21 protein-coding genes and 2 tRNA genes are annotated in these 26,009 nt (G+C 33.5%); 17 read left to right on the forward strand and 6 right to left on the reverse strand.

Features of this window, described 5'->3' with window-relative positions; genetic code table 11:
* Positions 1-340: 340 nt before the first annotated feature.
* The 11 genes from FLAPXU55_RS06950 (at position 341) to FLAPXU55_RS07000 (ending at position 13,439) form a co-directional block, all read left to right on the forward strand.
* Positions 341-2,008: an arylsulfatase gene (locus FLAPXU55_RS06950; protein ID WP_053472896.1), complete on the forward strand. Its 1,668-nt coding sequence runs from the start codon at positions 341-343 to the stop codon at positions 2,006-2,008.
* A gap of 70 nt (positions 2,009-2,078) precedes the next feature.
* Complete coding sequence (locus FLAPXU55_RS06955; RefSeq protein ID WP_180857094.1) at positions 2,079-3,092, forward strand: HAD family hydrolase; 1,014 nt, start codon at positions 2,079-2,081, stop codon at positions 3,090-3,092.
* A gap of 97 nt (positions 3,093-3,189) precedes the next feature.
* Positions 3,190-4,020 carry a hypothetical protein gene (locus tag FLAPXU55_RS06960; protein WP_180857095.1) on the forward strand — a complete coding sequence of 277 codons (831 nt, stop codon included), beginning with the start codon at positions 3,190-3,192 and terminating at the stop codon, positions 4,018-4,020.
* Between the two features lie 39 nt (positions 4,021-4,059).
* A complete protein-coding gene (locus FLAPXU55_RS06965; RefSeq protein WP_180857096.1) occupies positions 4,060-5,511 on the forward strand; it encodes a DUF1254 domain-containing protein in 1,452 nt (483 codons plus the stop codon).
* Between the two features lie 36 nt (positions 5,512-5,547).
* Positions 5,548-7,020, forward strand: coding sequence for a DUF1254 domain-containing protein (locus FLAPXU55_RS06970; RefSeq protein WP_180857097.1), 1,473 nt, complete (start codon positions 5,548-5,550; stop codon positions 7,018-7,020).
* Positions 7,021-7,030: 10 nt separating this feature from the next.
* Complete coding sequence (locus FLAPXU55_RS06975) at positions 7,031-8,431, forward strand: DUF2252 domain-containing protein (protein ID WP_180857098.1); 1,401 nt, start codon at positions 7,031-7,033, stop codon at positions 8,429-8,431.
* Positions 8,432-8,653: 222 nt separating this feature from the next.
* Positions 8,654-9,232, forward strand: coding sequence for a DUF4136 domain-containing protein (locus FLAPXU55_RS06980; protein ID WP_053472892.1), 579 nt, complete (start codon positions 8,654-8,656; stop codon positions 9,230-9,232).
* A 130-nt stretch (positions 9,233-9,362) separates the two neighbouring features.
* A complete protein-coding gene (locus FLAPXU55_RS06985; RefSeq protein WP_180857099.1) occupies positions 9,363-10,553 on the forward strand; it encodes a helix-turn-helix domain-containing protein in 1,191 nt (396 codons plus the stop codon).
* A gap of 51 nt (positions 10,554-10,604) precedes the next feature.
* Positions 10,605-11,573 (forward strand): SphA family protein, encoded by a 969-nt coding sequence (locus FLAPXU55_RS06990; protein WP_180857100.1) that lies wholly within the window; start codon positions 10,605-10,607, stop codon positions 11,571-11,573.
* Between the two features lie 62 nt (positions 11,574-11,635).
* Positions 11,636-12,832 (forward strand): BamA/TamA family outer membrane protein, encoded by a 1,197-nt coding sequence (locus FLAPXU55_RS06995; RefSeq protein ID WP_180857101.1) that lies wholly within the window; start codon positions 11,636-11,638, stop codon positions 12,830-12,832.
* A gap of 67 nt (positions 12,833-12,899) precedes the next feature.
* Positions 12,900-13,439, forward strand: a complete 540-nt coding sequence (locus tag FLAPXU55_RS07000; protein WP_180857102.1) for an alpha-ketoglutarate-dependent dioxygenase AlkB — start codon at positions 12,900-12,902, stop codon at positions 13,437-13,439.
* Between the two features lie 82 nt (positions 13,440-13,521).
* Here the strand turns inward: FLAPXU55_RS07000 and FLAPXU55_RS07005 are convergent, their stop codons facing one another.
* On the reverse strand, positions 13,522-14,382 hold the full coding sequence (locus FLAPXU55_RS07005) for a CPBP family intramembrane glutamic endopeptidase (protein WP_180857103.1): 861 nt from the start codon (positions 14,380-14,382) through the stop codon (positions 13,522-13,524).
* Between the two features lie 78 nt (positions 14,383-14,460).
* Positions 14,461-15,258 (reverse strand): AraC family transcriptional regulator, encoded by a 798-nt coding sequence (locus FLAPXU55_RS07010; protein WP_180857104.1) that lies wholly within the window; start codon positions 15,256-15,258, stop codon positions 14,461-14,463.
* 240 nt (positions 15,259-15,498) lie between these two features.
* On the opposite strand from FLAPXU55_RS07010, the gene FLAPXU55_RS07015 reads away from it, so the two are divergent.
* From FLAPXU55_RS07015 to FLAPXU55_RS07035, 5 genes are all read left to right on the forward strand, one after another.
* Entirely contained in the window at positions 15,499-16,695 is a 1,197-nt protein-coding gene (locus tag FLAPXU55_RS07015) for a C1 family peptidase (protein ID WP_180857105.1), read from the forward strand.
* A gap of 179 nt (positions 16,696-16,874) precedes the next feature.
* Positions 16,875-18,221 (forward strand): DNA methyltransferase, encoded by a 1,347-nt coding sequence (locus FLAPXU55_RS07020; RefSeq protein WP_180857106.1) that lies wholly within the window; start codon positions 16,875-16,877, stop codon positions 18,219-18,221.
* On the forward strand, positions 18,222-19,175 hold the full coding sequence (locus FLAPXU55_RS07025; RefSeq protein WP_180857107.1) for a phosphoribosyltransferase-like protein: 954 nt from the start codon (positions 18,222-18,224) through the stop codon (positions 19,173-19,175).
* Positions 19,176-19,177: 2 nt separating this feature from the next.
* Positions 19,178-21,166: an ORC-CDC6 family AAA ATPase gene (locus FLAPXU55_RS07030; protein WP_180857108.1), complete on the forward strand. Its 1,989-nt coding sequence runs from the start codon at positions 19,178-19,180 to the stop codon at positions 21,164-21,166.
* A 2-nt stretch (positions 21,167-21,168) separates the two neighbouring features.
* Positions 21,169-22,149 carry a hypothetical protein gene (locus FLAPXU55_RS07035; RefSeq protein ID WP_180857109.1) on the forward strand — a complete coding sequence of 327 codons (981 nt, stop codon included), beginning with the start codon at positions 21,169-21,171 and terminating at the stop codon, positions 22,147-22,149.
* Between the two features lie 43 nt (positions 22,150-22,192).
* Here the strand turns inward: FLAPXU55_RS07035 and FLAPXU55_RS07040 are convergent, their stop codons facing one another.
* The gene (locus FLAPXU55_RS07040; RefSeq protein WP_180857110.1) at positions 22,193-22,585 is read right to left on the reverse strand and encodes a helix-turn-helix domain-containing protein; all 393 of its coding nucleotides are present in this window, start codon (positions 22,583-22,585) and stop codon (positions 22,193-22,195) included.
* A 287-nt stretch (positions 22,586-22,872) separates the two neighbouring features.
* Here FLAPXU55_RS07040 and FLAPXU55_RS07045 point away from each other — a divergent pair, with 287 nt between their 5' ends.
* A complete protein-coding gene (locus tag FLAPXU55_RS07045) occupies positions 22,873-23,544 on the forward strand; it encodes a hypothetical protein (RefSeq protein ID WP_180857111.1) in 672 nt (223 codons plus the stop codon).
* A gap of 728 nt (positions 23,545-24,272) precedes the next feature.
* Here the strand turns inward: FLAPXU55_RS07045 and FLAPXU55_RS07050 are convergent.
* The 3 genes from FLAPXU55_RS07050 to rseP form a co-directional block, all read right to left on the reverse strand.
* A tRNA-Asn gene (locus FLAPXU55_RS07050) sits at positions 24,273-24,346 on the reverse strand.
* Positions 24,347-24,384: 38 nt separating this feature from the next.
* Positions 24,385-24,458, reverse strand: a tRNA-Asn gene (locus FLAPXU55_RS07055).
* Between the two features lie 86 nt (positions 24,459-24,544).
* Complete coding sequence (gene rseP / locus FLAPXU55_RS07060) at positions 24,545-25,885, reverse strand: RIP metalloprotease RseP (RefSeq protein WP_053472881.1); 1,341 nt, start codon at positions 25,883-25,885, stop codon at positions 24,545-24,547.
* Positions 25,886-26,009 lie beyond the last annotated feature (124 nt).

Genomic DNA, 26,009 nt, shown 5'->3' on the forward strand with positions numbered 1-26,009 from the left:
GCTTTATATATTCTTCAGTTTATAAATCCTGACGTTTCAAGTTATAATTTGCAACATCATGGAGCAAAATAAAACCATTTTCATGTTGCAAGTTATAATTTGCAACAACGTAAAGCCTTAAAAATAGGATTATTCGTGTTTTTATTACTTAATTTTGAGATACTTAACAAAACGTTAAAAAAAACAGTTTCTGCAAATTCCCTCAAAGGCAACAGCTAAATGTTCTAAGAAATTGCTTTACATACAGGTTACTTTTTCTACTTCATTTTTGTAGAAAATTATAGTTCGATTTTTAGATAAAAACCATTATACAAACGAATTATTAACAAATCTTATTACCATGAAACAAAGTAAATTTAGAAATGCCATAATGCTTTTTGCATTCATATGCTTCACGATTGTTCAGGTGAAAGCTCAGAAAAAAGTCAACATTTTAGTATTGTGGGGCGATGATATTGGTACTACCAATATTAGCGCCTATAGCGATGGACTTATGGGATATACTACACCCAATCTTGATCGTTTAGCCAATGAAGGAATGCGTTTTCTTCATTATTATGGAGAACAAAGTTGTACTGCAGGACGTGCTGCTTTTTTAACAGGACAGCATGGTCTTAGAACCGGACTTACAAAAGTTGGTTTTCCTGGAGCGCCAATGGGTATGAGCCAGTTAGATCCTTCTATTGGAGGGATAATGAAAAGTTTAGGATATGCAACAGGTCAATTTGGTAAAAATCACGTGGGAGATCGTAATGAAAATTTACCAACCGTAAACGGTTTTGATGAATTTTTTGGAAACCTCTATCACTTGAATGCTGAAGAAGAACCAGAATTGCCTGATTATCCTAAAGATCCGGAATATCTAAAAAGATTTGGACCAAGAGGGGTATTAAAATGTACAGCCACAAGTGCAGATGACGGAACTGTAGATCCTCGCTTTGGAAAAGTTGGAAAACAAAGAATCGAAGATACAGGTCCACTTACTAAAAAAAGAATGGAAACGGTAGATGACGAAACTTCGGCAGCAGCTATTGACTTTATCAAAAGACAAAATGCAGCAGGCAAACCATTTTTCTGTTGGTTCAATGCTACACGTATGCACCTTCGTACACACGTTAGAGCAGAGCACAGAGGAAAATATACACATGGAGACAGTGAGTATATTGATGGTATGATTGAGCACGACGAAACTATTGGAAGTATTTTAAAAGCTTTAGATGATCTAGGAATTGCCGACAATACGATCGTGGTTTATTCAACAGATAATGGCCCTCACATGAACACATGGCCAGATGGAGCAATGACACCATTTCGCTCTGAGAAAAATACAAACTGGGAAGGAGCTTTTCGTGTACCTTGTATTGTACGCTGGCCAGGACATATCAAAGCAGGAACTGTAACTACTGAATTGATGAGTCATAATGACTGGATTCCTACATTTGCTTCAATTGCAGGAGAACCCGATATCGTTAACAAGCTTTTAAAAGGTTACTCAGCAAACGGAAAAAACTATAAAGTACATTTAGATGGTTTTGATCAAAGTAAATTTTTAGAAGGCAAAACACCAAAAAGTGCCAGAGATAAATTCTTTTATACAGATGATGATGGTCTTTTAGTTGGTTTAAGAGAAGGCGATTATAAATATGTTTTTGCAGAACAGCGTTTGGGAGGTACATTGGGAGTTTGGGCAGAACCTTTTACCAAACTGCGTTTACAAAAAATATTCAATTTGTACCAGGATCCTTTTGAAAGAGCCGATATTACTTCAAATACTTTTTGGGACTGGCAGATGAATCACGTACAATTAATGTATGGAGCGATACAAGATGTGGTAGTTTTTGCAGAAACATTTAAAGAATATCCTCCAAGATCAATTCCTCCAAGTTTCTCAGCTTATACTATCATGGAAGAAACAATGAAAGATATTAAGGCACAAAAATATATTGAGAAAAACGTTTTACCTAAATTAAAAGAGGAAGAAGCAACAGATTCAAAAAAGAAAAAGTAGAAAATAAATGTTTAGTAGAGCTTGAATTATTACCCCATAATTCAAGCTCTATAACTTAAAAATCAATACTATGTATAAGAAAATATATGTATTGTCTCTGCTTTTATTTTTATTGGTTTCATGCAAAAATAAATCAGATGACGCTACAACTGTTAATCCTAAAGACAGTTCGGCCGTTATAGTTGGAGATCCGCTTCCCAGCTGGAACAAAGGAACTTTAAAAGATGACATTATTGCTTATGTCGAAAAAGTAACCAAGAAAGGAAGTCCTGATTTTATTCCAATAGAGAATAGAATCGCCACTTTTGATAACGACGGAACATTATGGGCAGAAAAACCATATGTTCAGGAATTATTTGCTTTTTATCAGGTAAAAAAAATGGTAGGAGCCAATCCGGCTTTGGCACAAAAACAGCCTTTTAAAGCTGTAGTAGAGAAAGACAAAACCTTTTTTGAAAAAGGAGGCGATAAAGCCCTTATAGAACTTGTAGCTGCAACCCACACCGGAATGACCGAGGACGAATTTGAAAAATCAGTAAATGATTTTTTTAAAACGGCTAGTTATCCGGGCAAAAATATTCCGGTAAAACAAATACGATATCAGCCTCAATTAGAACTGCTGGATTATCTCCGTGCCAACGGATTTAAAACCTATATCGTAACAGGCGGTACAATTGAAGTGGTGAGAGCAATATCTCAGGATTTTTACGGAATTCCAAAAGATCAGGTCGTAGGAACGTCTTTTAAATACCAATACGACGATGCTAAGAATGCCGTACAAAGAGAACCAGCTTTAGATCATTTTAATGATAAAGTAGGAAAACCGGTTGGCATCCAGCTGCATATTGGCCAGCGTCCGGTTTTTGCCTGCGGAAACGAAGGCGGAGCAGGAGATATTGCCATGCTCAAATATTCGCAGGGAAACAAATACCCATCCTTTCAATTATTGGTCAATCACAATGATTCCATTAGAGAATACAGCTATCAGGAAAAAGATAATTTATCATTAAGCACAGCCGCAAAAAACAAGTGGCATGTAGTAAGTATAAAAGACGACTGGAAAAAAGTTTTTGCAGATAAATAATTTGAATTAGTTAGGATCTCAAATGAAGCAGCTTTTGACATCAAAAGTTGTTTCATTGAGATTTTTAGATGAATTAAAAATCTTAAAAAAAACAGTTATGAAACGAATCAGTTATTATATCAGTCATAAATTATTTTTCAGCGCTCTGTTTTTTACTTTCTCTTTTGTTATTTCCGCTCAGGAAGCCGCGCCAAAAGCCGGAGCAAGTGCGCAGGAATTAGCAGATAAACTCGCAAATCCGGTGGCGAGTTTAATTAGTGTGCCTTTGCAGAACAATTTAAATTATGGTATTGGCCCTTTTAACGGATCAAAATATATAATAAATATACAGCCGGTAATTCCGTTTAAATTAACAGAAAATTTAAATCTAATTACCCGTTATATATTGCCAGTAGTTGATCAACGAGATATTACAGGAAACAATACACATCAATTTGGATTAAGCGATGCAACGGTTACCGCTTTTTTTGCTCCAAAAACAAAAGGCCTTATTTTAGGTATAGGTCCGGCATTTTTAATTCCAACAGCAACAGATGAATTATTAGGAACAGAAAAATTTGGAGTCGGTCCAAGTGTATTAGTAATGCATCAGGGAAAAGGACTTTCAGTAGGTTTCATAGCCAATCAAATTTGGTCAGTTGCCGGGAATGAAGACCGCGCCGATTTTAATCAGTTTTACACCCAGATATTTCTTTCTCACAGTTATAAAAGCGGTGCCAGTTTAGGTGTAAACGCCGAAATAACTCAAAACTGGGATGCAAAAACAACCCTAATCTCATTAAATCCATCTATTGGTGCCGTAACAAAATTAGGCGATCAGGTCGTTCAGTTTGCGATTTCGCCCTTAATTCCAATTACAGGTCCTTCTGAATCAAAACCAGATTGGGGATTACGTGCTATTTTGGCCTTTGTTTTTCCGGGTTCATAACATCGTTTAGGAGTTTCTTTCATCTTAAAAAAACAAATCATGAAGTTAAACATTTTATCCATTATAATAATGAGTTGCTTGGTCTCGTGTACCAATTCTACAACAAAAAAAGAAACTTCAATTCCTGCCGATACTACAAAAACAGCAGTATTTAAACCTGCAGATTTTGAAGAACAGCTTGTTTATAATCGAGCATTTGAAGCCGTGATTTGGGGAATTCCTGCGGTAAATTCAGAATTGCTTCATGAAAGTCTTGTAAAAGTAAAAGGCGATTACAATCAAATTATTTATTGGTCTGGATTAATCAGTTCCAAAAACCAAACCTTAACCCCAAATCCAGACGTAATTTATGTAAATCCATTATATGATACACGACAAGGCCCTGTTGTTTTAGAAATTCCTCCCGTTGAAGGCGTTTCATCATTAACAGGAAGTTTAGACGATGGCTGGCAAACCGCAATAGAAGATATTGGTCCCGCAGGTGTCGACAAAGGAAAAGGAGGCAAATACCTCATTTTACCGCCAAATTATAAAGAAGCCGTTCCGTTAGGTTACATACCAATGCCCTCTTCAACTTTTACAGGATATGCCATACTTCGTTCAAATCTTACAGACGGAAGTCCAAATGATATTAAAAGAGCAGTTGACTACGGAAAAAAAGTTAAGATATATCCTCTTTCTGAAGCTGATAATCCGCCCGCTACAACATTTGTTGATTTATTAGAAGTTCCATTCAGTAATACCATTCCGTACGATTTTCATTTTTTTGAAATATTGAATCAGTTTATTCAAAGAGAACCTTGGATAACCCGCGATTTAGCAATGATTGATCAGTTAAAAACAATTGGAATTGAAAAAGGAAAAATCTTTCAGGCCGATGCCAGAAGACAGGAAATTTTAAATGCCGCAATAAAAGATGCACATACCTGGATTGATTCAGAGTATCAAAATGCGTTTAAAATACCTTTTTATAATGATACTAAATGGGCATTACCGGTTTCGCAGGATTTTGTAAAATCAATAGCAAGTGATTATTCCATACCAAATCTTTATCCGGTACGCGAAAGAGCGATCGCCTATTCAATAGCCTATTTTAGTGCCAAACATTTAGGAACCGGACAATTCTATTTAATATCCATTAAAGATAATAAAGGCGAAGAATTTGACGGCTCAAAATTGTATAAACTTCATTTGCCTGCAAAAGTTCCGGTAAAATTATATTGGTCAGTAACAGCTTACGATCGCGAAACCCATGCACTTATTTTAGGAATGAAATATGCAAGTCGTGCCTCAACATCGCCGGGACTTCAAAAAAACAGTGACGGTTCTGTAGATATTTATTTTGGAGCAAAAGCTCCGGCAGGGAAAGAATCAAATTGGGTTCCGACAGATCCAAAACGAAAATTTGAATTACTGGCACGTTTCTATGGCCCGGAAAAAGGGTTTTTTGACAAAACATGGAAAATGGGAGATGTTGAAGAAGTAAAATAATTACTCCCTGATTTTAAACCAAAATGATTAATCATTATGAAAAATAGATGTTTTATAATTTTAGCAGTAATTACTCTGATATTAAATTTTGGATGTAAAAAAGAAACATCAGAAACCACATCATCAACGCTGGTTTCAGAAAATGGAACTCAGATTAAATTAGATGGCGAACTGCCTTCAAAAGAATCTATTCCGGCATTGTTTGACGAAATGGATTTTCAACAGGCAACGCAATGTTACTTATGGGGATTGCCTATTGTGGCTTTCGCCGAATGGCAGCAGCAACACTACAAAACATTTAAAGCATCAAGTAACGATCTTGTTTTATATAACTCTTATGACGATCGTTTAGGAATTCTTACCGCAAATGCTACAACGCCTTATATCATGACGTTTATAGATTTAGCAGCAAATGGTCAAACCGTTATCGAAATGCCGGCTGGACATACTGCCGGTGGACTGGCAGATTTTTGGCAGCGAGAACAAGCAGTAATTGGAGAAATGGGACCAGATAAAGGAAAAGGAGGTAAATACATCCTGGTTCCTCCAACAATTAAAGATTTTAAAGCCGATGGATATTTTATAGTTCCATGTAATACAGTAAATATGTTTTTCGGGTTTAGAGCTTTAGATCCTGATCCTAAAATTACAGAAACGCTGCTAAAACAAGTAAAAATTTATCCGTACGCACAAAGAGCAAATCCCGGACCAACAAAAGTGGTTAGCCCGCCGGCAGGTAAAAAATGGTTAGGAATTCAGCCGGCAGGAATTAAATATTGGGAACGACTTCATGCTATTTTACAAAATGAACCAGTAGAAGAAAGAGATCGTTTTTTTATGGCTTGGTTAAGAAATCTTGGCATAGAAAAAGGAAAAGTTTTTGCTCCGGATGAACGTCAGAAGAAAATTTTAATTGTCGCTGCCGAGAAAGGCCAGCAAATGGCAATGGCAAATTCCTTCAGTAAACGTTTTGCAGATATAAAACACTGGCCAGACAAAAAATGGGATTATGTACTGATTATGAAAGACCCATCGCAACATGCTGATAATTATGATGAGTTTTTTGAAAGATCATCCTATTTCTATGAAGCCGTTACGTACTCAAAAGCCATGATAACTAAAATACCAAACGTGGGTCAAGCCTATTTAGGATCATATTATGATAATGAAGGAAATTGGTTAGACGGAGGGAAAAATTATACACTAAATATTCCGGCAAATCCGCCAGCAGTTAATTTTTGGTCCATTACGATTTATGATTCGGCAACCCGATGTTTAATAGATAATCCGCAGAAAAATGCAGATTTATCTTCCCGTAAGGATTTAATAAAAAACACAGATGGTTCTGTCGATTTGTATTTTGGACCAAAAGCCCCAGCCGGAAAAGAGAAAAATTGGGTTCAGACTTTACCGGGAAAACATTGGTTTACTTATATGCGTTTTTACGGACCAACAACAGCTTATTTTGATAAAAGCTGGAAAATGGATGATATAAAAGAAGTAAAATAAAAATCCTTTTATGATCGAAAAAGCAGCAGATAAAACAGAAATTTCATTTGATCCATTAGCATCAAAAACAGAACGTTATGAGAAAGGTGCAGCGATTAGAAAGGCCGTTCCGCACGCTTCACATCAGGAATATATTGCTGCAAAAGACAGGGAAGATCCTATCGATATTTTGATAAAAACCAGTATTGGAAGAATAGAAAGTTTACTGCCCATTCGATACAGGAGAATGATGGAATCGCCATTTGCCTTCTTTCGTGGTGCGGCAGCAATTATGGCAGCAGATTTGGCAAAAACACCAAACACGGGAATCGATTTACAGCTTTGCGGCGATTGTCATTTAATGAATTTTGGAGGTTTTGCGACACCAGAACGTAAATTGGTTTTTGATATAAATGATTTTGATGAAACTTTTCAAGGCCCTTGGGAATGGGATGTAAAACGTTTAGCCGCAAGTTTTGCGATTGCAGGAAGATGGCTCAAATTTGCTGATAAAAGCAATAAAGAATTTGCCTGGCACGTGGCAGACAGTTATAAAAGGCATATGCTGGATTACAGCAAATTATCGGCACTTCAAATTTGGTATGCTGATATTGATCTTGCCGAACTTATCGAACTGGGAAAAGATGAAGAAATAAAAGAATTTCATCAAAAGCGAATAAAAAAAGCAGCCGAATATACGACACATGAAAAGGAATTTGCAAAAATGACATATCAGGATGGAGTTCGGGCCCGAATAAAAGATGAACCGCCTTTGATATTTCATTCCTCTGGAAATGATGAAAAGATCATTATGAAAGAAGCAGAATTGGTTCATAAGCGTTACATAGAATCATTGCCAGAAGACAAGCAAATTTTGTTAAGCAGATATTCTATGCATGACTTTGCGATAAAAGTGGTAGGCGTAGGAAGTGTAGGTACACTTTGCGGCATAAGTTTATTAATGTCTGCCACGGGCGAGCCCATTTTTTTGCAGTTTAAGGAAGCAAGACAAAGCGTTTTAGAACAATATGTAAAGTCGAAAAAGAAATACAATCAGGAAGGCGAGCGAATTGTAATGGGACAAAAGCTAATGCAGTCTGCTTCGGATATATTTTTAGGATGGACCAATGACGATAGAGGAAGATTTTTTTACATCCGTCAGCTTCGTGATGCTAAAGTCAAACCCGTTCTTGAAATAATGAAAGAAGAAAACCTGAAAGATTATGCCAAAGCCTGCGGATGGGCACTTGCAAGAGCGCATGCCCGCTCTGGAGATCCATCTGTTTTATCCGGATATATTGGTGATAATAATGAATTTGCCAACGCAGTTTCGAAGTTTTCTCTTTTATATGCAGATCAAAATGAGTTAGACTACAACAAAATGATCCAAGCCATAAAGGAAGGAAGACTGCCGGTTTCTGCAGAAATATGATTTTGCAGGATAAATAAAGCAATTATAAATAAGTAAGAATTTTTCGCTAAATGTTTATGTCAATAAAATAAATTGATTATCTTTGAGTGTTTGCTAAAAGCCTGTAATATAGTTCTTTGTGTTTTTTAACGCATTATCGAAGCCGTATATTCTTTCATTCAAGATTTTTCAGAATTAATAATTTCGAGTTAAGTAATTAATCATTAATTTAAATTCTACAAAATGAATATTAAAAGAACAAATCTTCGCATAATCCCAATTTTATTTTTGGGTTTAATTTACAGCTGTTCCCCAACAGTTAAGGTTACAACAGATTACGATCACTCTGCAAATTTTAGTGAATATAAAACTTTTGCAGTTTATGATTTAAAAGCGCAGCAAGGTCAGGTAAATCAATTAAATGTAGACCGTGTTACAAATGCAATTCGTGCTGAAATGATTGCAAAAGGATTTACAGAAAGTTCAAATCCTGATTTAAAAGTAAATGCAGTTTCTATTTTAAAAAATAAAACACAAGTTACAGCCGATTCTAATTTTTATGGTTATGGCGGAATGTATCGTCCATACGGATATTGGGGCGGTGGAGCCATGATGGGCGGCGGCACAACAACATTTAATACTTATGATTATGTTGACGGCTCATTAGTTATCGATATAGTTTCTACAAAAACACAAAAATTACTTTGGCAGGGAATTGGAAATGCTCAAATTGACAGTAAACCAGATAATCCTGAAGAATTTATAAATAATTCTATCAAAAAAATCTTAGAAGGATTTCCTCCTGGGGCAGTAAAAAAATAGCATAAAACTACTGTTTTAAATAGGCTGTACTTTCCATTTTAGTAAGTACAGCTTATAATCGCACATTTTATTTTCTTTGAAAATCCCCCTTCTCAAAGAAAAAGGACAAACTAATCAAAGCTTAAAACGTATGACCGATATAGTACTTTCGCTTTTCTTTTTTATAGCTACAATTGTAGGATTTGCGACTTCATTTATGGTTCTTTTCTCGAAGAAAAACTATTCTAAAAGTTTTTTCTTAGGACTGTTTTTGTTTAGTCTTGCAATTGTAAGTGTCTATAATTTTTACTTATCGGCAAATGTTTTTAAGGAGTTTCCGGATTTGTTCATGATCACTAAATCGTTTATTTTTTTAGCAGCTCCCTGTGCATTTTTATACGTTCGAAATATTTTATTTCCAAATTCATACTATAAAAAATACGACTGGTTTCATTTCCTGCCATTCCTCATTTATTTCTCATTAACTATTTTAGTCTGGATTGGAAATTACACTAATATTTATTTAATAGACTATATTTCGGTAAAAACAAAAAATCCTTTTTCAATGTTAAGTCTCAGCGTTTGGCTTATGTACGCATTTTGCCAAACCATGATGATTTTAAATTATGACATTAAAAAATTTAAGGAAAATCACCTGCAGCGAATCAAAATATTAGGCTGGATCAGGGTTTATAATCTGGTTATTTTATTTTTGTTTTCAACACTTTTCGTGCATTTCTTTTTAATCAATAACGTCGACAATTTAGATTTATCCTGCTACATTCTTATTTCATCAGTTTTAATATTTACGGTTGGCTGGCTGTATTTTAAACCGCAGCTTTTTTATGATGCAAACGAAAATGAAACAGATTTTGTCAATGAAGATTTGAGAACCTACGCTTCACAAGAAACCAAAAACTCACAGCCAATAGTAAAAGAGTTAACGCTGGAAAAACGACAGCTGTATCTGGCCAGACTAGAAAGTATTTTTGATTCTAAAAAACTCTTTTTAAAGAAAGATTTAGTGATTCGGGATATTTCAGAAGAAACCGGAATTACCGTAAACAATCTTTCCTGTTTAATTAATTCAGAATTCAACCTGCACTTTCAGGATTATATTAATTTAAAAAGAATAGAATATTTTAAAGAAAAAATAAACGATTCAGACTGGAAAGATCTTTCACTCGAAGGAATGGCCTGGGCATCTGGTTTTAAATCCAGAACAACCTGCTTTAGGGCTTTTATAAAACATACCGGAAAATCTCCTTCAGAATATTTTAGGGTAATCAGGATTAACCCTGAAAAAAGCAGTTCTTATTTTTTTAAGCAATCTACAAATTAAAATAATTTGTAAAGACGGATTGTAAAGTCTCATCAATTTAAAGAAGAAACCATGAAAACGAAATCAAGACAAATCATAAAATCAGTATTCAACTTATTATTTCTGTTCGTTTGTTTTTTAGGAAATGCACAGTTAAAAGGCGGTCATATTCTTGGAGCAATGGGATTACAATCCGGAACTCAGACTCCGGCAAATACTTTAAGCGTTTACGTGCCGGGTTATTTATATGATGCGGGTTCACTGCGAAATGCAGACGGTGACGAATCTGTTGCAAATCCAGACATTACGATGTTTATAACGGGAGTTGGAGCTAATTATGTAAGTGATTTCAAAATTTTAGGAGCTAATTACGGAGCTACTATTTTGCTGGCTTTTGCTTCAAATACCATTCAGGGAAATTCACTCGATGCAACAAATTCACTCGCTTTTACAGATATGTATGTACAGCCCATTCAATTAGGCTGGCACAACAAAAGAGCCGATTTTGTTTTTAGTTATCAATTGTATCTTCCAACAGGAAAATTTACCGCAGGAGCTTCAGATAATGCCGGTTTAGGAATGTTGATGAATGAATTTTCGGCCGGAACAACCGTATATTTTAATGACAAAAAAACATTTCATTTTTCGGCTTTAGCCTCTTACGAAATAAACGGAAAAAAGAAAGATACCGATATAAAAACCGGAGATATCTTAAGTGTTGAAGGAGGTTTAGGAAAAACCTTTTACACGCTTAATGCTGCGAAAACTGCTCCAAGCGGAATACTAAATGCAGGAGTAATTTATTATCTGCAATATAAACTTTCAAACGATAAAATTCCGGTGGGGAATTTAGTGCTTGAACCAGACAAAGACAAAATTGGAGGCGTTGGTGCTGAGGTAAATTATTTCCACATAGGCTGCAAAACTTCTGCAGGACTTCGCTGGATTTCAGAATTTGGAGCCGAAAGCCGTTTTCAGGGAAATACTTTTTTCCTGACACTTGCGCATGTATTCAGCTTGGCAAAAGAGAAAAAAGAATAATCCTCAGAATGATTTAAGTTGATGTTTTTTAAAGGAATAAGATAAATTTTAAATTGATTTAAATGAGAAATACATATTCAGATTCTTCCATAAAAAACAGAAAACTTTTTCTACAACTGGTTTTCATTTTTGCTTTGTGTTTTTTTTCTCTTCACAACATAACCGCACAAACGGCGCAGAAACCGCATATAACCACAAAAGATTCTCTCGATGGAGCTTTTGACTTAAGCGATTATATTATTTATGCACACGGTTTTATTGTAGTTCCCACCGTTATTACAGAACCGGCTTTGGGCGGAATTGGAGGTGCAATCGTGCCCGTTTTTCTTAAAAAACGTCCGCCGGTTGTAGACGAAAACGGCAAAAAACGTTTTATAAACCCAGACATAACAGGAGGAATTGGTATGTATACCGAAAATAAAAGCTGGATGGCAGGTGCATTTCGGTCTGGAACTTTAGTCAAATCCAGAATTTTATATCGTGTTATGGCCGGTTATGGCGACATGAATTTATCTTTTTATGCTAATAATATCCCAAATGCAAAAGATCAGGAATTTAAACTCAATTTTAGATCAACTATTTTTTATACACAATGGCTAAAACAATTTAGAAACGCAAAATGGAGCGCCGGGCCGCAATACCTCTTTTTAAACTCAAAAATAAACCTGCCAGATGTTGATCTTCCGCCGCCATTTGTACAGCCAAAAGATATTAAAAGTACCATAAGTCAGCTTGGAGCGGCGCTTCAGTTTGACGGACGCGACAATATATTTACACCAGATAAAGGAATCCGGCTTCAGTCAGATTTCTTTTGGTCAGATGATGCAATTGGGAGCGATTACGATGCCTGGCGCGTCAATTTATCGGCAATAGGATTTTATCCCTTAACAAAAAAATTAATTGGCGGGCTTAGGGTAGAAGGAGAGCAGGCGTTTGGGAGTCCGCCTTTTTATCTTTTGCCCGGAATCAATTTACGCGGAATTCCCGCCGCCAGATACCAAGGAAAAACAAGTATCGTTACCGAAGCCGAATTACGATGGGATTTATACCGAAGATGGAGTCTTATGGGTTACGGCGGCCTTGCAAGTGCTTTTAACGATTGGGATAAAGCTTTCGCAAAACCCGTTGTATACAGTTACGGAACAGGTTTCAGGTATTTATTGGCCCGAAAATTCAAACTCAGAATGGGTGTCGACGTTGCAAAAGGCCCCGAAGATTGGTCATATTATATTGTTTTTGGTAGCAATTGGTTACGATAGAAAGAGCTTATAAACTTTCAGGGTTCTCATAAATCTTCTTATTTTTATATCCAAAAAGTAAAAAATAATGGATTTAAACCAGTTGTTAAACGAAATAAAAATAGAGAACAATATTGTAAACAATCATGATTTTTTGTTTGAACTGGTAAAAAACGCTTCAAATTGGGATACCTCGATAAAATCCAGAAAAACGGTTAGTTATGGTACTCCTTACAACTATTCTGAAATGGAATATCCATTTTTGCCATTACCAGATCATATTGAAAATGTGATAGATGTAATAAAAGACAAAATTGATTTTGTTCCAAATAACTGTCTTATCAATTATTATACTGATGGAAAATCGAAAATGGGATTTCATTCTGATCAAACCGATATATTGTTTGAAGGAACAGGAATCGCAATTGTTTCATTAGGAAATAATAGAATAATGAGATTTAAAAATAAAATAAACAAAGAGATTACTCATGATATAGATTTAGAACCTAATAGTTTATTTTATATGAGTAAAGAAGTACAGGAATTTTGGCTTCATGCAATTTTACCAGATGAGGTTAATGATAATGCCGAAAGAATAAGCTTAACGTTTAGAAAACTTATAGAATAATTTCAAAAAAAATTCCCGATAATAACGATCGGGAATTCAAATATAATTTGTGGAAATTCGTGCAATTCGTGGCAAAAAAACTCTATTTCGCCCAATACGGCTTGATAATTTTATTCTGTTTGTGGTTTAAAACTAATAGAATAATAGTTGCAGCGGCACAGAATATAATAGCCTGAATCGATCCTTCGGGACCAAATTCTCCTCCGGTAATAAATTCCGGACCTTGTATTTTGGCTTCTAATAAACTGCTTGTTTTTTCGTTTCCGGAAGTTATGGCTCCAAAAATTCCCGACTGCGTAAAATTCCATGCAAAATGCAAAGCAATTGGCATCCATAAATTACGGCTGTACATGAAAATAGCTCCAAATAAAAAGCCTGCAGTTGTGATACAGATTCCAGAAATCAAAGTACCGTGAGGATTTGCCAAATGAAAAACACCAAATAGAACAGCAGAAATTGTAAGGGAAATATAACTTCCCAGTTTTTCTTCTACAATTCTAAAAATAATTCCTCGCACCAATATTTCTTCAATAATAGCAACGGTAAACATTATGGTAAACGGAATCAGAATAAACGAAACAGGATTGATATTTACAACACTGTAACTTCCGTTAAGGTAAATTACTAAAATGGTTAGGGATTGTAAAACAAAGCCAATCAGAGCTCCAATACTAATATTTTTAGCAAGTCCTTTTGTAGAAAATTCTGTAATGGTTCTTTTTTCATATTTTTTAAAGAAAAGAATGTAACTGAAAATACACGAAAAGGAAACAAAAAGTCCTTTTAAAAGATTTCTATAATCTTTGTCAAGAGATGTCAAAGCCAATAATTTTACGGCAATTTGCTGGCCAATAATAACAACAGCCATAAAAGTAAGCAGAGCAAGTAAGATTTTGACAACAGGGAAATTAAATATTTTTTGTTTTCTGGTAAGCGTTTCCATTTGATTTGTTTTATTGATTTATGATGAGACAAAAGTATCGCGCATCAAAAACAAAAAATAGAATGAAATTTGCCTCTTTTATAATTTTTGAAATTGTTTTGGCAAAAATCCCGTCTGGCTTTTAAAGGTTCTAATAAAATGACTTTGATCTGCAAAACCGCATTCGAGGGCAATTTGGGTTAAATTACTTTCGTGCGATTGTATCAGCGAAAGCGAACGGTTTATTTTAATTCTGCGCATGTATTCGCCTAAAGTACAGCCAAAATACTTCGGAAAATGTTTTGAAATCGTAATTGGATTTAAATTTAAAACCGTTGCCAAATCTTGTAAATTTGGGTTTTCGTTCCAGCAATCATTCAGTAATTCCTGTAAACTTTTCACCCAAAACGGACTTTTTTCAAAACGTTCCAAATGATTTTGAGCATTCGAAATCTGCGAAAAAAGCATCGTAATAGTATCGGCAGAAAAAGTATCAGAAGTAAGCGTTTCTTTAAAAATCTTCAAAATTAAAAACTTAGTAAACGCTGAATTTTGAACCGATTTTTCGATCACAGCTTCAGATAGTTGAAGATCTTTCAGCAGGTTTTCTTCAATTTCGATATTAATATTTCGGGACGGAAAAAGTGTATTTTGATTTAAATGCAATTCGTCACTGTGGTAAAATAATAAGGAACCGGGACCTACGGTTTCGCTGAAATTTTTTCGTTTTTCAGTTGTTCCGCCTTTTAGGAAAAGCGTTATATGTGCATTATTGTGTGAATGCCAGCCTTCGTAAACCTTGTTTTGATACTCGGTTTCGACAACCGCAATTCCCTGCTGGGTATTGAAGCTCTTTTTAGTATTGCCTAAGTATTTCTCTTTTTCGAGTTCGTACATTTTGGGGTTTATAGTGTGGCATTTCAACAGCCAAATTACTATTTATTTGCATATAAAATCAAAAAACATTTGATTGTAAACAGATTATGTTTTTATATAGTTTGTAAGGTTTTGAGGATTAATAAAAACATTGTATAAACATTAACTGTTAAATAATAGTTTATTTACCGAATATTTAATTTTTTTGTAACAAAAATATAATACAGGCTACTAATAAGTAACTATTTAAATCTTTTGATTATGTATAAAAATACGATGAAATCAGTTTTCGCGGCATCTGCTTTTTTAGTTGGTGTAAGCGGCTGTTTTGCGCAGGACATTTTGGTAAATTCCTTAAAGCTAAATGCGAGTGATAAAAGTAAAGAAGCTTTTAAATTCACTGAGGTAGTTAACTTAGGAACAACGTCGATTAAAAACCAAGGTTCATCTGGAACTTGCTGGAGTTATGCATCAAACTCATTTTTAGAGTCAGAAATGATTCGTTTAGGAAAACAGCCTGTTGAGCTTTCTCAGGTTTTTTCTGCAAGAAATGTGTATGTTGACAAAGGAATAAATTATGTTCGTATGCACGGTGCGATCACTTTAGGTGACGGAGGTTCGCTGCACGACGTAATTAATATGTACAAAAAATACGGAACCGTACCAAGAGAAGTTTACACTGGATTGAACTACGGAACAGATAAAAATAAATTTGCCGAAATGTCTGCACTTATCGAAGGTGTTTTGGCTGCGGTGGTTAAAAATCCAAACGGAGAGTTAACACCAAACTGGCAAAAAGCGTATGCTGCCGTTATCGATTCTTATTTAGGAAAAGTGCCGGATAACTTCAACTACAAAGGAAAAAACTATACGCCGCAGTCTTTTGCTAAAGAAGTGGTAGGAATTAATCCTGACGAATATGTAGAAATGTCTTCGTTTACAACTGCTCCATATTACCAAAAAACAGTTCTTGCAGTGCCAGACAACTGGTCTTTAGATCAGGTTTACAATGTAAAAGTAAACGACATGACAGATGTTATCGACAATGCATTGAAAAAAGGATATACTGTAGCTTGGGCAACAGACGTAAGCGAGAAAAGTTTTAGCTGGAAAAACGGTGTAGCGTATGTTCCAACAAAGAAATTTGACGACATGACGGCCGAAGAAAAAGCAGATATGTTTAACGGACCAAAAGCAGAACCGGAAATTACTCCAGAAATGCGTCAGGCTGCGTTTGACAATTACGGTACAACAGACGACCACGGAATGCACATTATTGGTCTTGCAAAAGATCAAACCGGAAAAGAATATTATATCGTAAAAAATTCTTGGGGAGAAACAAACGACTACAAAGGTTTCTTGTTCGTAACCAAAAATTTCGTAAAATATAAAACAACTGCCTTAATGGTAAACAAAGGCGGAATTCCTGCTGAAATTGCTAAGAAGTTAGGGGTTTAAGAAGTTTAAGGTTTTTTAATTAAAATAGAAAAGCGCTGTAATCTTTGGATTATGGCGCTTTTTTATTGACATACTTTTATAAAAAAGATGAAGAACAATATTGATCTTTAAATAAGAAGATTTTATAGGCAAATTTTTATAATTATAATAATGGTGTTACATTTACAAAAAAACTTTTATTGAAGACAAAAGAAAATAATTTTGATTTAATTTTTGAAGAACTTTTAGAAGTTTATTCTAAAGATCAAATGCCTGTGCGAATTAATTTTAAGGAGATGGTTGACCATGTCAAATTTCAAGACAGAGCAACACATTCAATACATATATATCCGGCAAAATTAATTCCAAATATTCCATATTTTTTTGTGAACAATGATTTTTTTGTAAAGGAGAATGAATTTGTTTTAGATCCTTTTAGTGGTTCAGGAACGGTACTTTTGGAAGCGAATCTAGCCGGAAAAAATGCATATGGTTGTGATTCTAATCCTTTAGCAAGATTAATATCAAAAGTCAAAACGTCAGATTATAACATAAAAGTTTTAAGGAGATTATTAGAGTCTTTAAGAGTAGAAATTCAGAATGTTACAGTTGATGATAATGAAAGCTTTCCCGATGTAGTTAATATAGATTATTGGTTTTTACCCAATATTAAATTACAATTACTCGCAATTTTAAAAACTCTTAAAACTATTTCAGACGAGAATTACAAAGACTTTTTTCTTCTTTGTTTTTCAAATTGTATAAAAAAAGTAAGTTTAGCCGATTCAAGAATTTCAGTTCCAGTAAAAGCAAAATTGAATAGAGAAACAAATAATCTTCATCCATTTTTCGACGAATCAAAATCAAAATTGAAAAATCTTGAGAATTTAAATGTTTTTGAAAAATTTGCAGAAATAGTTAATGATAACATAAAAAGATTTGAGAATAAGCAAAAAAATATTTCGAAATCTCAAAGAACTCAAATTATTTCTGAAGATGCAAGAAGTCTGAATTTATTGGACGAGAGTGTTGATTTAATTATTTCATCACCTCCATATGCTGGGGCACAAAAATATATACGCGCGTGTAGTTTAAATCTTGGATGGACAGAGCTTTCGACAAAAGAAGATTTGCGTACTTTAGATAAAAAAAATATAGGAAGAGAAAATTATTCGAAATCAGATTATTTGACCCTAAAAAAGACAGGGCTTGAAGAAGCAGATATACTTCTTCAAGAAGTTTATTTAATCAACCCTTTGCGAGCTCATATAGCTGCAAATTATCTTTTAGAAATGCAACAAGCAATAATTGAAGCTTCTAGAGTTCTTAAAAAAAACAAGCATTTTGTATTAATTGCAGCGAATAATCAGGTTTGTAATAGAGAGTTTAAGACACAAGAATATTTACGTCAAATAGCAGAGAATGCTGGTCTCAAAACTATCTGCAGATTGGTTGACGATATTAAATCATACGGATTAATGACTAAAAGAAATAAGACCGCAAGTATTATTACATGTGAATGGGTATTAATACTTAAAAAAGAATAAATGGACCTAAAAGATAAACTTCACGCAAAAATTAAATGTTTAAATGAAACTCTTTGGGATGGAAAAGGTTCATATAAAAAGGTTAATGCATGGTTGAATAATTTTCAGGATGATGAAAAAATACATGCACTTTATTTATTGTCACAATGTGTATATTTTAATGATTTTCAGATTAAACAATTATTGATTTCTATATATCGAGATCTTTTTAAATATCCTCATATTGAGTTTATTAGAAGGAAAAACGGAAACACTTTAGATGAGGTGTTTATTAAGACAGAATATAAAAAAATACTAGATAACACTCGTTTTGTAAGCGTAGGGAATCCTGCAGAAAGTAGTGCGCATTTAATGTATAATTTTAGGAATGAAAATAAAATACCGAAATCTCTTTTTATACATGAAACCCAAATAGCAAGCTGTCCGAAACAAGTCGAAAATTTTGTATTTTTAGATGATATATGTGGTAGTGGAAATCAAATGGTAGACTATACTAAAGCTGTTATCCCTATTATTAAAAGAGAATTTCCAAAGGCAAAAATCTATTACTTTTTATTACTAGGAACTAGAGAAGGAAAAGATTTTATTAGAACTCATACTAGTATTGATATTGTAGATTCTGTATTAGAGTTAGATAATTCTTTTAAAACATTTCATTCTAATTCTCGAGTATTCAAAAATATTCCATCAGAAATTGATATTACTAAAATACATACCTTTACAGGAAGAGATGGAAAGAGATTAATGAGTTCTATATTTTTAAGACTAAATCCGTTGATGAATGCTGCTGACCTTGAATCTGTATCTGATAGAGATAAATTCGGTTACAAAGACGGACAATATTTGATAGCTTTTAATCATAATACTCCAGATAATACCTTACCAGTATTATGGTATAATGAAGATACAATTACTTGGAATTCAATTTTTAAAAGAGCACATAAGATTTATTAGCCATGAAAACACAAACAAATCCTTTTAACATTACAAAAGCTGTTGATTACAGTGATGAAGAACTAGATCGATTTTGGGTTGATTTTCCTATGGAAACAGGTTTTAAAGGAATTATTAAGCCGACATCAGATATGCCAATGATAATTTTGGGAAGTAAAGGTAGTGGTAAAACACATATTATGAAACATTTTTCATTTACTTCTCAAAACTTAAGATGGAAAAATGACATTCTTAATGGCCTAAAAATGGATGGGTATTTAGGAACTTATTTAAGATGCTCAGGGCTTAATGGGTTTAAATTTAAAGATAAAGGAGAGCAGGTTACAGAAGATTGGCAAACAATTTTTTCCTATTATTTGGAATTGTGGTTAAGTCAATTGCTTTTAAAAAATGTAATAAAAATTTTAGAAGAGGGAAGTTTAATTATTTCAAATGAACATATAATTTCATTAGAAATAATGCAGTTGCTGGATATTACAGAAGAATCACAAAATATAAAGAATCTTAGTCATTTGGTAAGATATTTTAGCGAACTGCAAAAAAATATTGATTATGCAATTAATAATAAATCATTTACTCAAAAAAAAGTTTCTGAATCAATTGAAATCCTAGCAAGTCCAGGTAGTTTGATTTTTGGAATACCAGAAGTTTTAAACAGAGAAATTAAAGAATTTCAAGATATCAAATTTCTTTATTTACTTGATGAATATGAGAATTTTACTGAAGATCAACAAAAATATTTTAATACCTTAATTAGAGAAAGAAAAAATCCCACATGCTTTAAAATAGGTGCTCGTCGATATGGGATGAGAACTCATGAAACACTTAGTGCAGGAGAAGGGATAAAGGCAGGTTCAGAGTTTGAGATATTTGATATAGATACTATTTTTAGAGAAAATAAAACAGGATATAATCAATTTATAAATGATATTTGTTTGAAAAGACTTGATTTGGCAGGAATCAAAATTGCTAAAAATGAGATGTCTGACTACTTTGAAACATTTAATATTGATGAATTCTTAAAAAAAATACAGACGGGAGACAAAGGACATTTTTTGGCTTTAGGAAAAAAATTAAATTTATCTAAATATAAATTCATAAGGGCTCGCATATTAGCTAATTTGGAATTTAATGAGAACATATTGTTGGAGAGAATTAATATAATGTTGTTTTATCGAGAATGGAAAAAAGGAGCTGATTTACTTTCTGCTTCTGAAAATATTTCGATTGCTTGTTCAAAATATTGGCTTCATAAAGTTGAAAATGAGCATTATAGAATAATTCAAAAATTTAAATATGATATTTTAGATGTATTAGCAAGAGAAAATGGAGAGAAAATACGTTCCGTTATTGGGTTTGATAATATTGTGAAAATTTCAAACGGAATTCCAAGACATGTTTTAATTATTATGAAACATATTTTTAAATGGAATGAATATTTTGAGATGAAAACATTTAAATCTAAAGACTTAAAAATTTCAGCTCAATCACAATTAAATGCGATAAAAGATACTACAAAGTGGTTTGTTGAAGATGCAAGAATTCCAGGAGATGATGGATCAATTGCTAAGGACTCAATAGAAAGACTATGTGATTATTTACGTGAATTAAGATTTTCCGATATTCCTCCAGAATGTTCGATTTCTACTTTTTCTCTTAAATCAAAACTTATTCCTGCTGAAATTTCTAGAATAATTAATTTCTTGGAGCAATATAGTTATATAATAGAAGTAGGTGAACGTCGCGATAAAAACACCAATAGTAGATACAGTACCTATCAAATAAATGGATTATTAGCTGTTGAGTGGGAATTGTCAATAAGCAGACGTGGAATAGTTGATTTAAATTCAAAAGAGCTACAAACAATATTCGCTCCTGACAGTGATAATGAATTCAAATCAATGATTCAGAGTGAAAAGAATAAATATAATGCACCATTTGCAGACAATACTAATACTAGTGCATCACCGACTTTATTTGATAAATTTTAATAATGAAATATTCTTATTTATATAAATCTAAACTTGAAGACATTACTCCATCGTTAGTTTCAAGAACATTTAATCATGATTTATTTATTTCGGCTTACAATGAATCTGAAAGAGTAAATTTTGTATTCGATAATGTTAGTAGTAAAGATAAGCATTGGATAATTTTTCCAGAGTATGAATTTAGTCCGTCTGAGATAAAAAAATTAGGGGGATTAATATTTGATTATTCTAATGAAAAAAACCTTGATGAATCAGGAATTATAATTGATTACTATAATAATGGTGCAAAAAACTTTTTTGAGCAAAAGAAACGTGTTTGTATTGATATTACAGGATTTATACGCCCTCATTTAGTTTTCTTGATCCGTCTTTTGGAAAAAGAAAAAGTAGAAAATATTGAGTTTATTTATTCGGAACCATCTAATTATGTAAAAAAAGAAAATACGGTTTTTTCAGATGATTTTATTGAGATTAGAGGAGTGATAGGTTGCTTAAACAGTCATGATCCTGATACTAATAATGATATTTTGATTATTGGTTCAGGATATGATCACCAAATGATATCTAGAATTGCAAAAGCTAAACCAGAAGCGAAAAAAATACAAGTACTTGGTTTCCCATCTTTGAAAGCTGACATGTTTCAAGAGAATGTTTTGAAAGTTTATCAATCTGAAGAGGATGTTTCTTCGGGTGATTTTTCAATTGATGATGAAAATGTTATTCTTGCTCCTGCAAATGATCCATTTGTTACAGCTCAATTGATAAGTGATTATATTAAAAAAGAGGAGAAAAAGAAACCTATTACAAATATTTATTTATGTCCATTATCTACAAAAGCGCAAACTTTAGGTATGGCTTTGTATTACGTTTGTGAGTGTCTAGGTAAACCTGCAAGTATTCTTTTTCCTTTTTCAAAGAAATATTCAAGAGAAACGACACAAGGAATATCTAATATTTTAATTTATGAGGTTCAATTTAGTTAATCTTTAAACTATAAGTAGAAATGGGAATATGCTTAAGCTTTAATTACTTCCCTTTCAACAACTTCTCCAAATACTCAACCTTATCTTTTTCAGCCTGAACCAAACGCTCATAAAGTTCCACAACTTTGTCAAGAGGATTAAAATTACAGTTATAATTAAGTCCAGCATTCACAATGCCATTATCTTGATATGTATTTCCAATAATATTTAAAACCGCTTCTTCAGAGAAATTTTTAATTCCTTCAACAGTTACGCCTAATATTTCGGCAATTGCCTGAAGTTTTTCATCATCAATTGTTTCGCTGTTTTCAATAGCAGAAACAGTCTGCTGGCTCGTGCCTAAAGCCTGCGCCAAAGCTTCCTGCTTCATATCGCGAAGTTCACGAATACGGCTTATTTTTCGCCCTATATGATTTGGTTTTGTTAGTGTGCTCATAATTCAAAGATATTTAAAATTCCTGAAAAAAGTATTGGTGCTGTAAAATACAAGTTGTTTTTGTGTGATACAATTTGCTGCGATTTCAGGACAAAACAAAAATACAATTTTTCGCACAACGAATAATTAAAATCTAAAATTATAAAAACAATCAGCGTTGGGCAAAAAGCAAAACGCACACTTAATCGTTTTTATAAGTACTTCACGGTCAAAGTAATGCATAAATATCACAAAATCAGTAGCTTTATATAGTGTTTTACGGAGTATCAACTTAAATTTAATTACTTATGAAAACATATTTACTACATTTTGCAGCTTTTGCCAGTTTGTTTTCCATAAGTGGTTTTGCTCAGCAAACCAATTATATGGTAGCAAATGCAGACTCTCGAAGAGCGCCTTTTAAATTTGACAGCAAACCAACAGATGATCGTGTTATAGAATCGTATTTGGTTGTAGAAGTAATCAATATGCCTTTCGGGAGAAGGACTACCAAATACGAAGTTTCAAAACTGGATATGGTGTATACAAATGATCTCGGCCCAAATAATACCAGAACGGTAACTCCAATCTATAAAAAACCAAAAGTAAGAACAGCGAGCACAATTTTACCGTCAAAATCAATGGCAGATGCAACAACTAAAACCATTAAACCAGTCGAAGTTGAGGTTACAGCTCCGGCTTATAGTGAGAAGTTTGTAAAAATAGATATTCTCGACACTTACGCCAATGTTTTAGACAAAGGGTACGAATCTATAGATATGCTTAAAAAAGTCGCTGACAAGTACTATTTTGAAAGTAATTTTGAAGATGCCGTTAAATATTACACGGAGTTATTTACTCTCGAAGCAAATTTAGACACCATTTATTATTTTAGATACGCGCAATGTTTAAAAGCTACAAATGAAAAAGAAAAAGGCGAAGAAATGATGAAATTGTTTGAAAGTAAGAATTTAAATTGATAGCAACGAAGTAATAAAACTCAGTTTTGTCATTTCGACGGAGGAGAAATCTCCGCGAGAAGCTCCATACAGTATGTCGCCAATCTTTGCAGAGTTACTTGCGGAGATTTCTCCTCCGTCGAAATGACAAACTTTTAGTAGAAATTGTTTGAGAGCAAAAACCTCAATCATAAAATAGGCAAGGAATAAACCATAAAGAACTTAATAAGTTTTATAAACATAGCCCACGATTTCAACCGCGGAAATGCAATTTTTGGGTAATACATTTTTTATAATTTGTATCGCGTTTCCCGTGGTTGAAACCACGGGCTATGTTTGAAATATGATTGAATTGAGAGGGAAATGATGAAATTGTTTCAGGGTAAAAATTTTAATATAATGAAACTTAAAAATAAGCAAGAAGTTAAATCAATAAAGGTTTGTACAATATAGTAAACATAGCCTGCGGTTTCAACCGTAGGAACGCAATGTTTGGCAATGTATTTATTGTGATCTGTATAACGTTTCCCGTGGTTGAAACCACGTGCTATATTTGAAATTCGATTGAATGTAGGCTCAGTTTTGTCATTTCGACTGAAAGGAGAAATCGCACTAGTAATTCGACATGCAAAATCGCCAATCTTTGTAGAGCTTCGAGTGCGATTTCTCCTTTCAGTCGAAATGACAAACTTTGAGTAGAAAAAGCTTATAAACAAAAAAAGACGATCATTTGATCGTCTTTTTTTAAGCTCCCCCTCTTGGGCTCGAACCAAGGACCCTCTGATTAACAGTCAGATGCTCTAACCAACTGAGCTAAGGAGGAATCACCTTAAAGGTAAATATGTTTGCTAAAAAAAGTTGCTCCCCCTCTTGGGCTCGAACCAAGGACCCTCTGATTAACAGTCAGATGCTCTAACCAACTGAGCTAAGGAGGAAGTTGTTGCTCTTTTTAGCGAGTGCAAATATAATTGAATTTTTAGTTTCTCAAAAATATTTTAACTCTTTTTCTCAAAATATTTTTTTACTTGATAATTGCCTTATAAATGTCGTTTCCGTTTGCGAACAAAAGCAGTGCTATAAGTAGTACAAAGCCAACCATTTGGGCGTTTTCAAGGAATTTATCGCTCGGTTTTTTACCGCTGATAATTTCATATAATAAAAACATCACATGTCCGCCATCAAGTGCCGGAATTGGCAATAAATTCATAACTCCAAGCATAATTGACAATAAAGCCGTGATTGACCAGAACGTTTCCCAGCTCCAAAAACTCGGAAAAATGTTGTAAATCGCTGCAAAACCACCCACTTGTTTGTAAGCTTTTGTTTCAGGATTAAAGATCATTTTCAATTGTTTTCCGTAACCTACTAACTGATCTTTTCCTTTTTGAATTCCAACCGGAATAGATTCAAAGAAACTATATTCTCTCGTGCTTACTTTATAATAACCTAATTTTTCTAAAGATTTAATGTCTAGACCACCTCTATAAACCCCCAATGTTCCATTTGGAGAAACCTTTAGATTTAAAGTAGTTTCTTTTAAGTCACGTAAAACAACAGCAGGAATTGTTTTTCCTTTGTTAGCTTCTAAAACAGCTTTTGCTTCATCAAAATATTTGATTTTTTTTCCGTTAAGAGAAAGAATCAAATCTTTTTGTTTTAAGTTTTGATTAGGAGAATTTTCATCAACTTTTCCAATTGCAAAAGGAGTACGGATATTTATAAGTAATCCTTTTTCATATTTAGATAGCTGGTCAACAAAATCAGTTGGCATTTTAACTGTAAGCTGTTGCCCATTTCTTTCGATCAAAACTTGTTTTGCCATAATGACATTTATATTCATGTCGCTGTCAAAATTTTCTACTTTTTTTCCGTCAATCGAAATGATTTTATCTCCTGTTTTAAATCCTGCTTTTATCATAACTGGATTGTCAATTGCAACTCCATCTTTTAAATCAGCATTTGCAATATATGTATCGCCGTAAGCAAAAGCCATTCCTATATATATAATAAACGCCAGGATAAAGTTTACCGTAACACCGCCAAGCATAATAATTAAACGCTGCCAAGCCGGTTTAGAACGAAATTCCCACGGCTGCGGCGGAAGCGCCATTTGCTCCTTGTCCATACTCTCGTCGATCATACCAGAGATTTTTACATAACCTCCAAGCGGTAACCATCCAATTCCGTATTCTGTTTCGCCAATTTTCTTTTTTAACAGCGAATATTTAACATCAAAAAATAAGTAAAATTTTTCAACTCTCGTTTTAAACAATTTGGCAGGAATAAAGTGCCCTAATTCGTGAAGAATAATAAGTAAAGATAAACTCAATAGAAATTGAGAGAGTTTGATAACTATATCCATTTTGTATTTTTAGTTCGTATTTAACGCACAAAAGTAGCGTTTCTATTTTAATTTGAAAGCGCAATATAATACATAAGGTTTTAAATGTTTGTTAATTAATGACCTTACTTTTAAATTAAGCAAA

Origin of the sequence: Flavobacterium panici, assembly GCF_903819335.1 — a bacterium.
GTDB classification, from domain to species: domain Bacteria; phylum Bacteroidota; class Bacteroidia; order Flavobacteriales; family Flavobacteriaceae; genus Flavobacterium; species Flavobacterium panici.

Coding starts and splice junctions, on each gene's coding strand:
- FLAPXU55_RS06950 (WP_053472896.1), top strand. CDS start 341: ATGAAACAAAGTAAATTTAGAAATGCCATAATGCTTTTTGCATTCATA.
- FLAPXU55_RS06955 (WP_180857094.1), top strand. CDS start 2,079: ATGTATAAGAAAATATATGTATTGTCTCTGCTTTTATTTTTATTGGTT.
- FLAPXU55_RS06960 (WP_180857095.1), top strand. CDS start 3,190: ATGAAACGAATCAGTTATTATATCAGTCATAAATTATTTTTCAGCGCT.
- FLAPXU55_RS06965 (WP_180857096.1), top strand. CDS start 4,060: ATGAAGTTAAACATTTTATCCATTATAATAATGAGTTGCTTGGTCTCG.
- FLAPXU55_RS06970 (WP_180857097.1), top strand. CDS start 5,548: ATGAAAAATAGATGTTTTATAATTTTAGCAGTAATTACTCTGATATTA.
- FLAPXU55_RS06975 (WP_180857098.1), top strand. CDS start 7,031: ATGATCGAAAAAGCAGCAGATAAAACAGAAATTTCATTTGATCCATTA.
- FLAPXU55_RS06980 (WP_053472892.1), top strand. CDS start 8,654: ATGAATATTAAAAGAACAAATCTTCGCATAATCCCAATTTTATTTTTG.
- FLAPXU55_RS06985 (WP_180857099.1), top strand. CDS start 9,363: ATGACCGATATAGTACTTTCGCTTTTCTTTTTTATAGCTACAATTGTA.
- FLAPXU55_RS06990 (WP_180857100.1), top strand. CDS start 10,605: ATGAAAACGAAATCAAGACAAATCATAAAATCAGTATTCAACTTATTA.
- FLAPXU55_RS06995 (WP_180857101.1), top strand. CDS start 11,636: ATGAGAAATACATATTCAGATTCTTCCATAAAAAACAGAAAACTTTTT.
- FLAPXU55_RS07000 (WP_180857102.1), top strand. CDS start 12,900: ATGGATTTAAACCAGTTGTTAAACGAAATAAAAATAGAGAACAATATT.
- FLAPXU55_RS07005 (WP_180857103.1), bottom strand. CDS start 14,382: ATGGAAACGCTTACCAGAAAACAAAAAATATTTAATTTCCCTGTTGTC.
- FLAPXU55_RS07010 (WP_180857104.1), bottom strand. CDS start 15,258: ATGTACGAACTCGAAAAAGAGAAATACTTAGGCAATACTAAAAAGAGC.
- FLAPXU55_RS07015 (WP_180857105.1), top strand. CDS start 15,499: ATGTATAAAAATACGATGAAATCAGTTTTCGCGGCATCTGCTTTTTTA.
- FLAPXU55_RS07025 (WP_180857107.1), top strand. CDS start 18,222: ATGGACCTAAAAGATAAACTTCACGCAAAAATTAAATGTTTAAATGAA.
- FLAPXU55_RS07030 (WP_180857108.1), top strand. CDS start 19,178: ATGAAAACACAAACAAATCCTTTTAACATTACAAAAGCTGTTGATTAC.
- FLAPXU55_RS07035 (WP_180857109.1), top strand. CDS start 21,169: ATGAAATATTCTTATTTATATAAATCTAAACTTGAAGACATTACTCCA.
- FLAPXU55_RS07040 (WP_180857110.1), bottom strand. CDS start 22,585: ATGAGCACACTAACAAAACCAAATCATATAGGGCGAAAAATAAGCCGT.
- FLAPXU55_RS07045 (WP_180857111.1), top strand. CDS start 22,873: ATGAAAACATATTTACTACATTTTGCAGCTTTTGCCAGTTTGTTTTCC.
- rseP (WP_053472881.1), bottom strand. CDS start 25,885: ATGGATATAGTTATCAAACTCTCTCAATTTCTATTGAGTTTATCTTTA.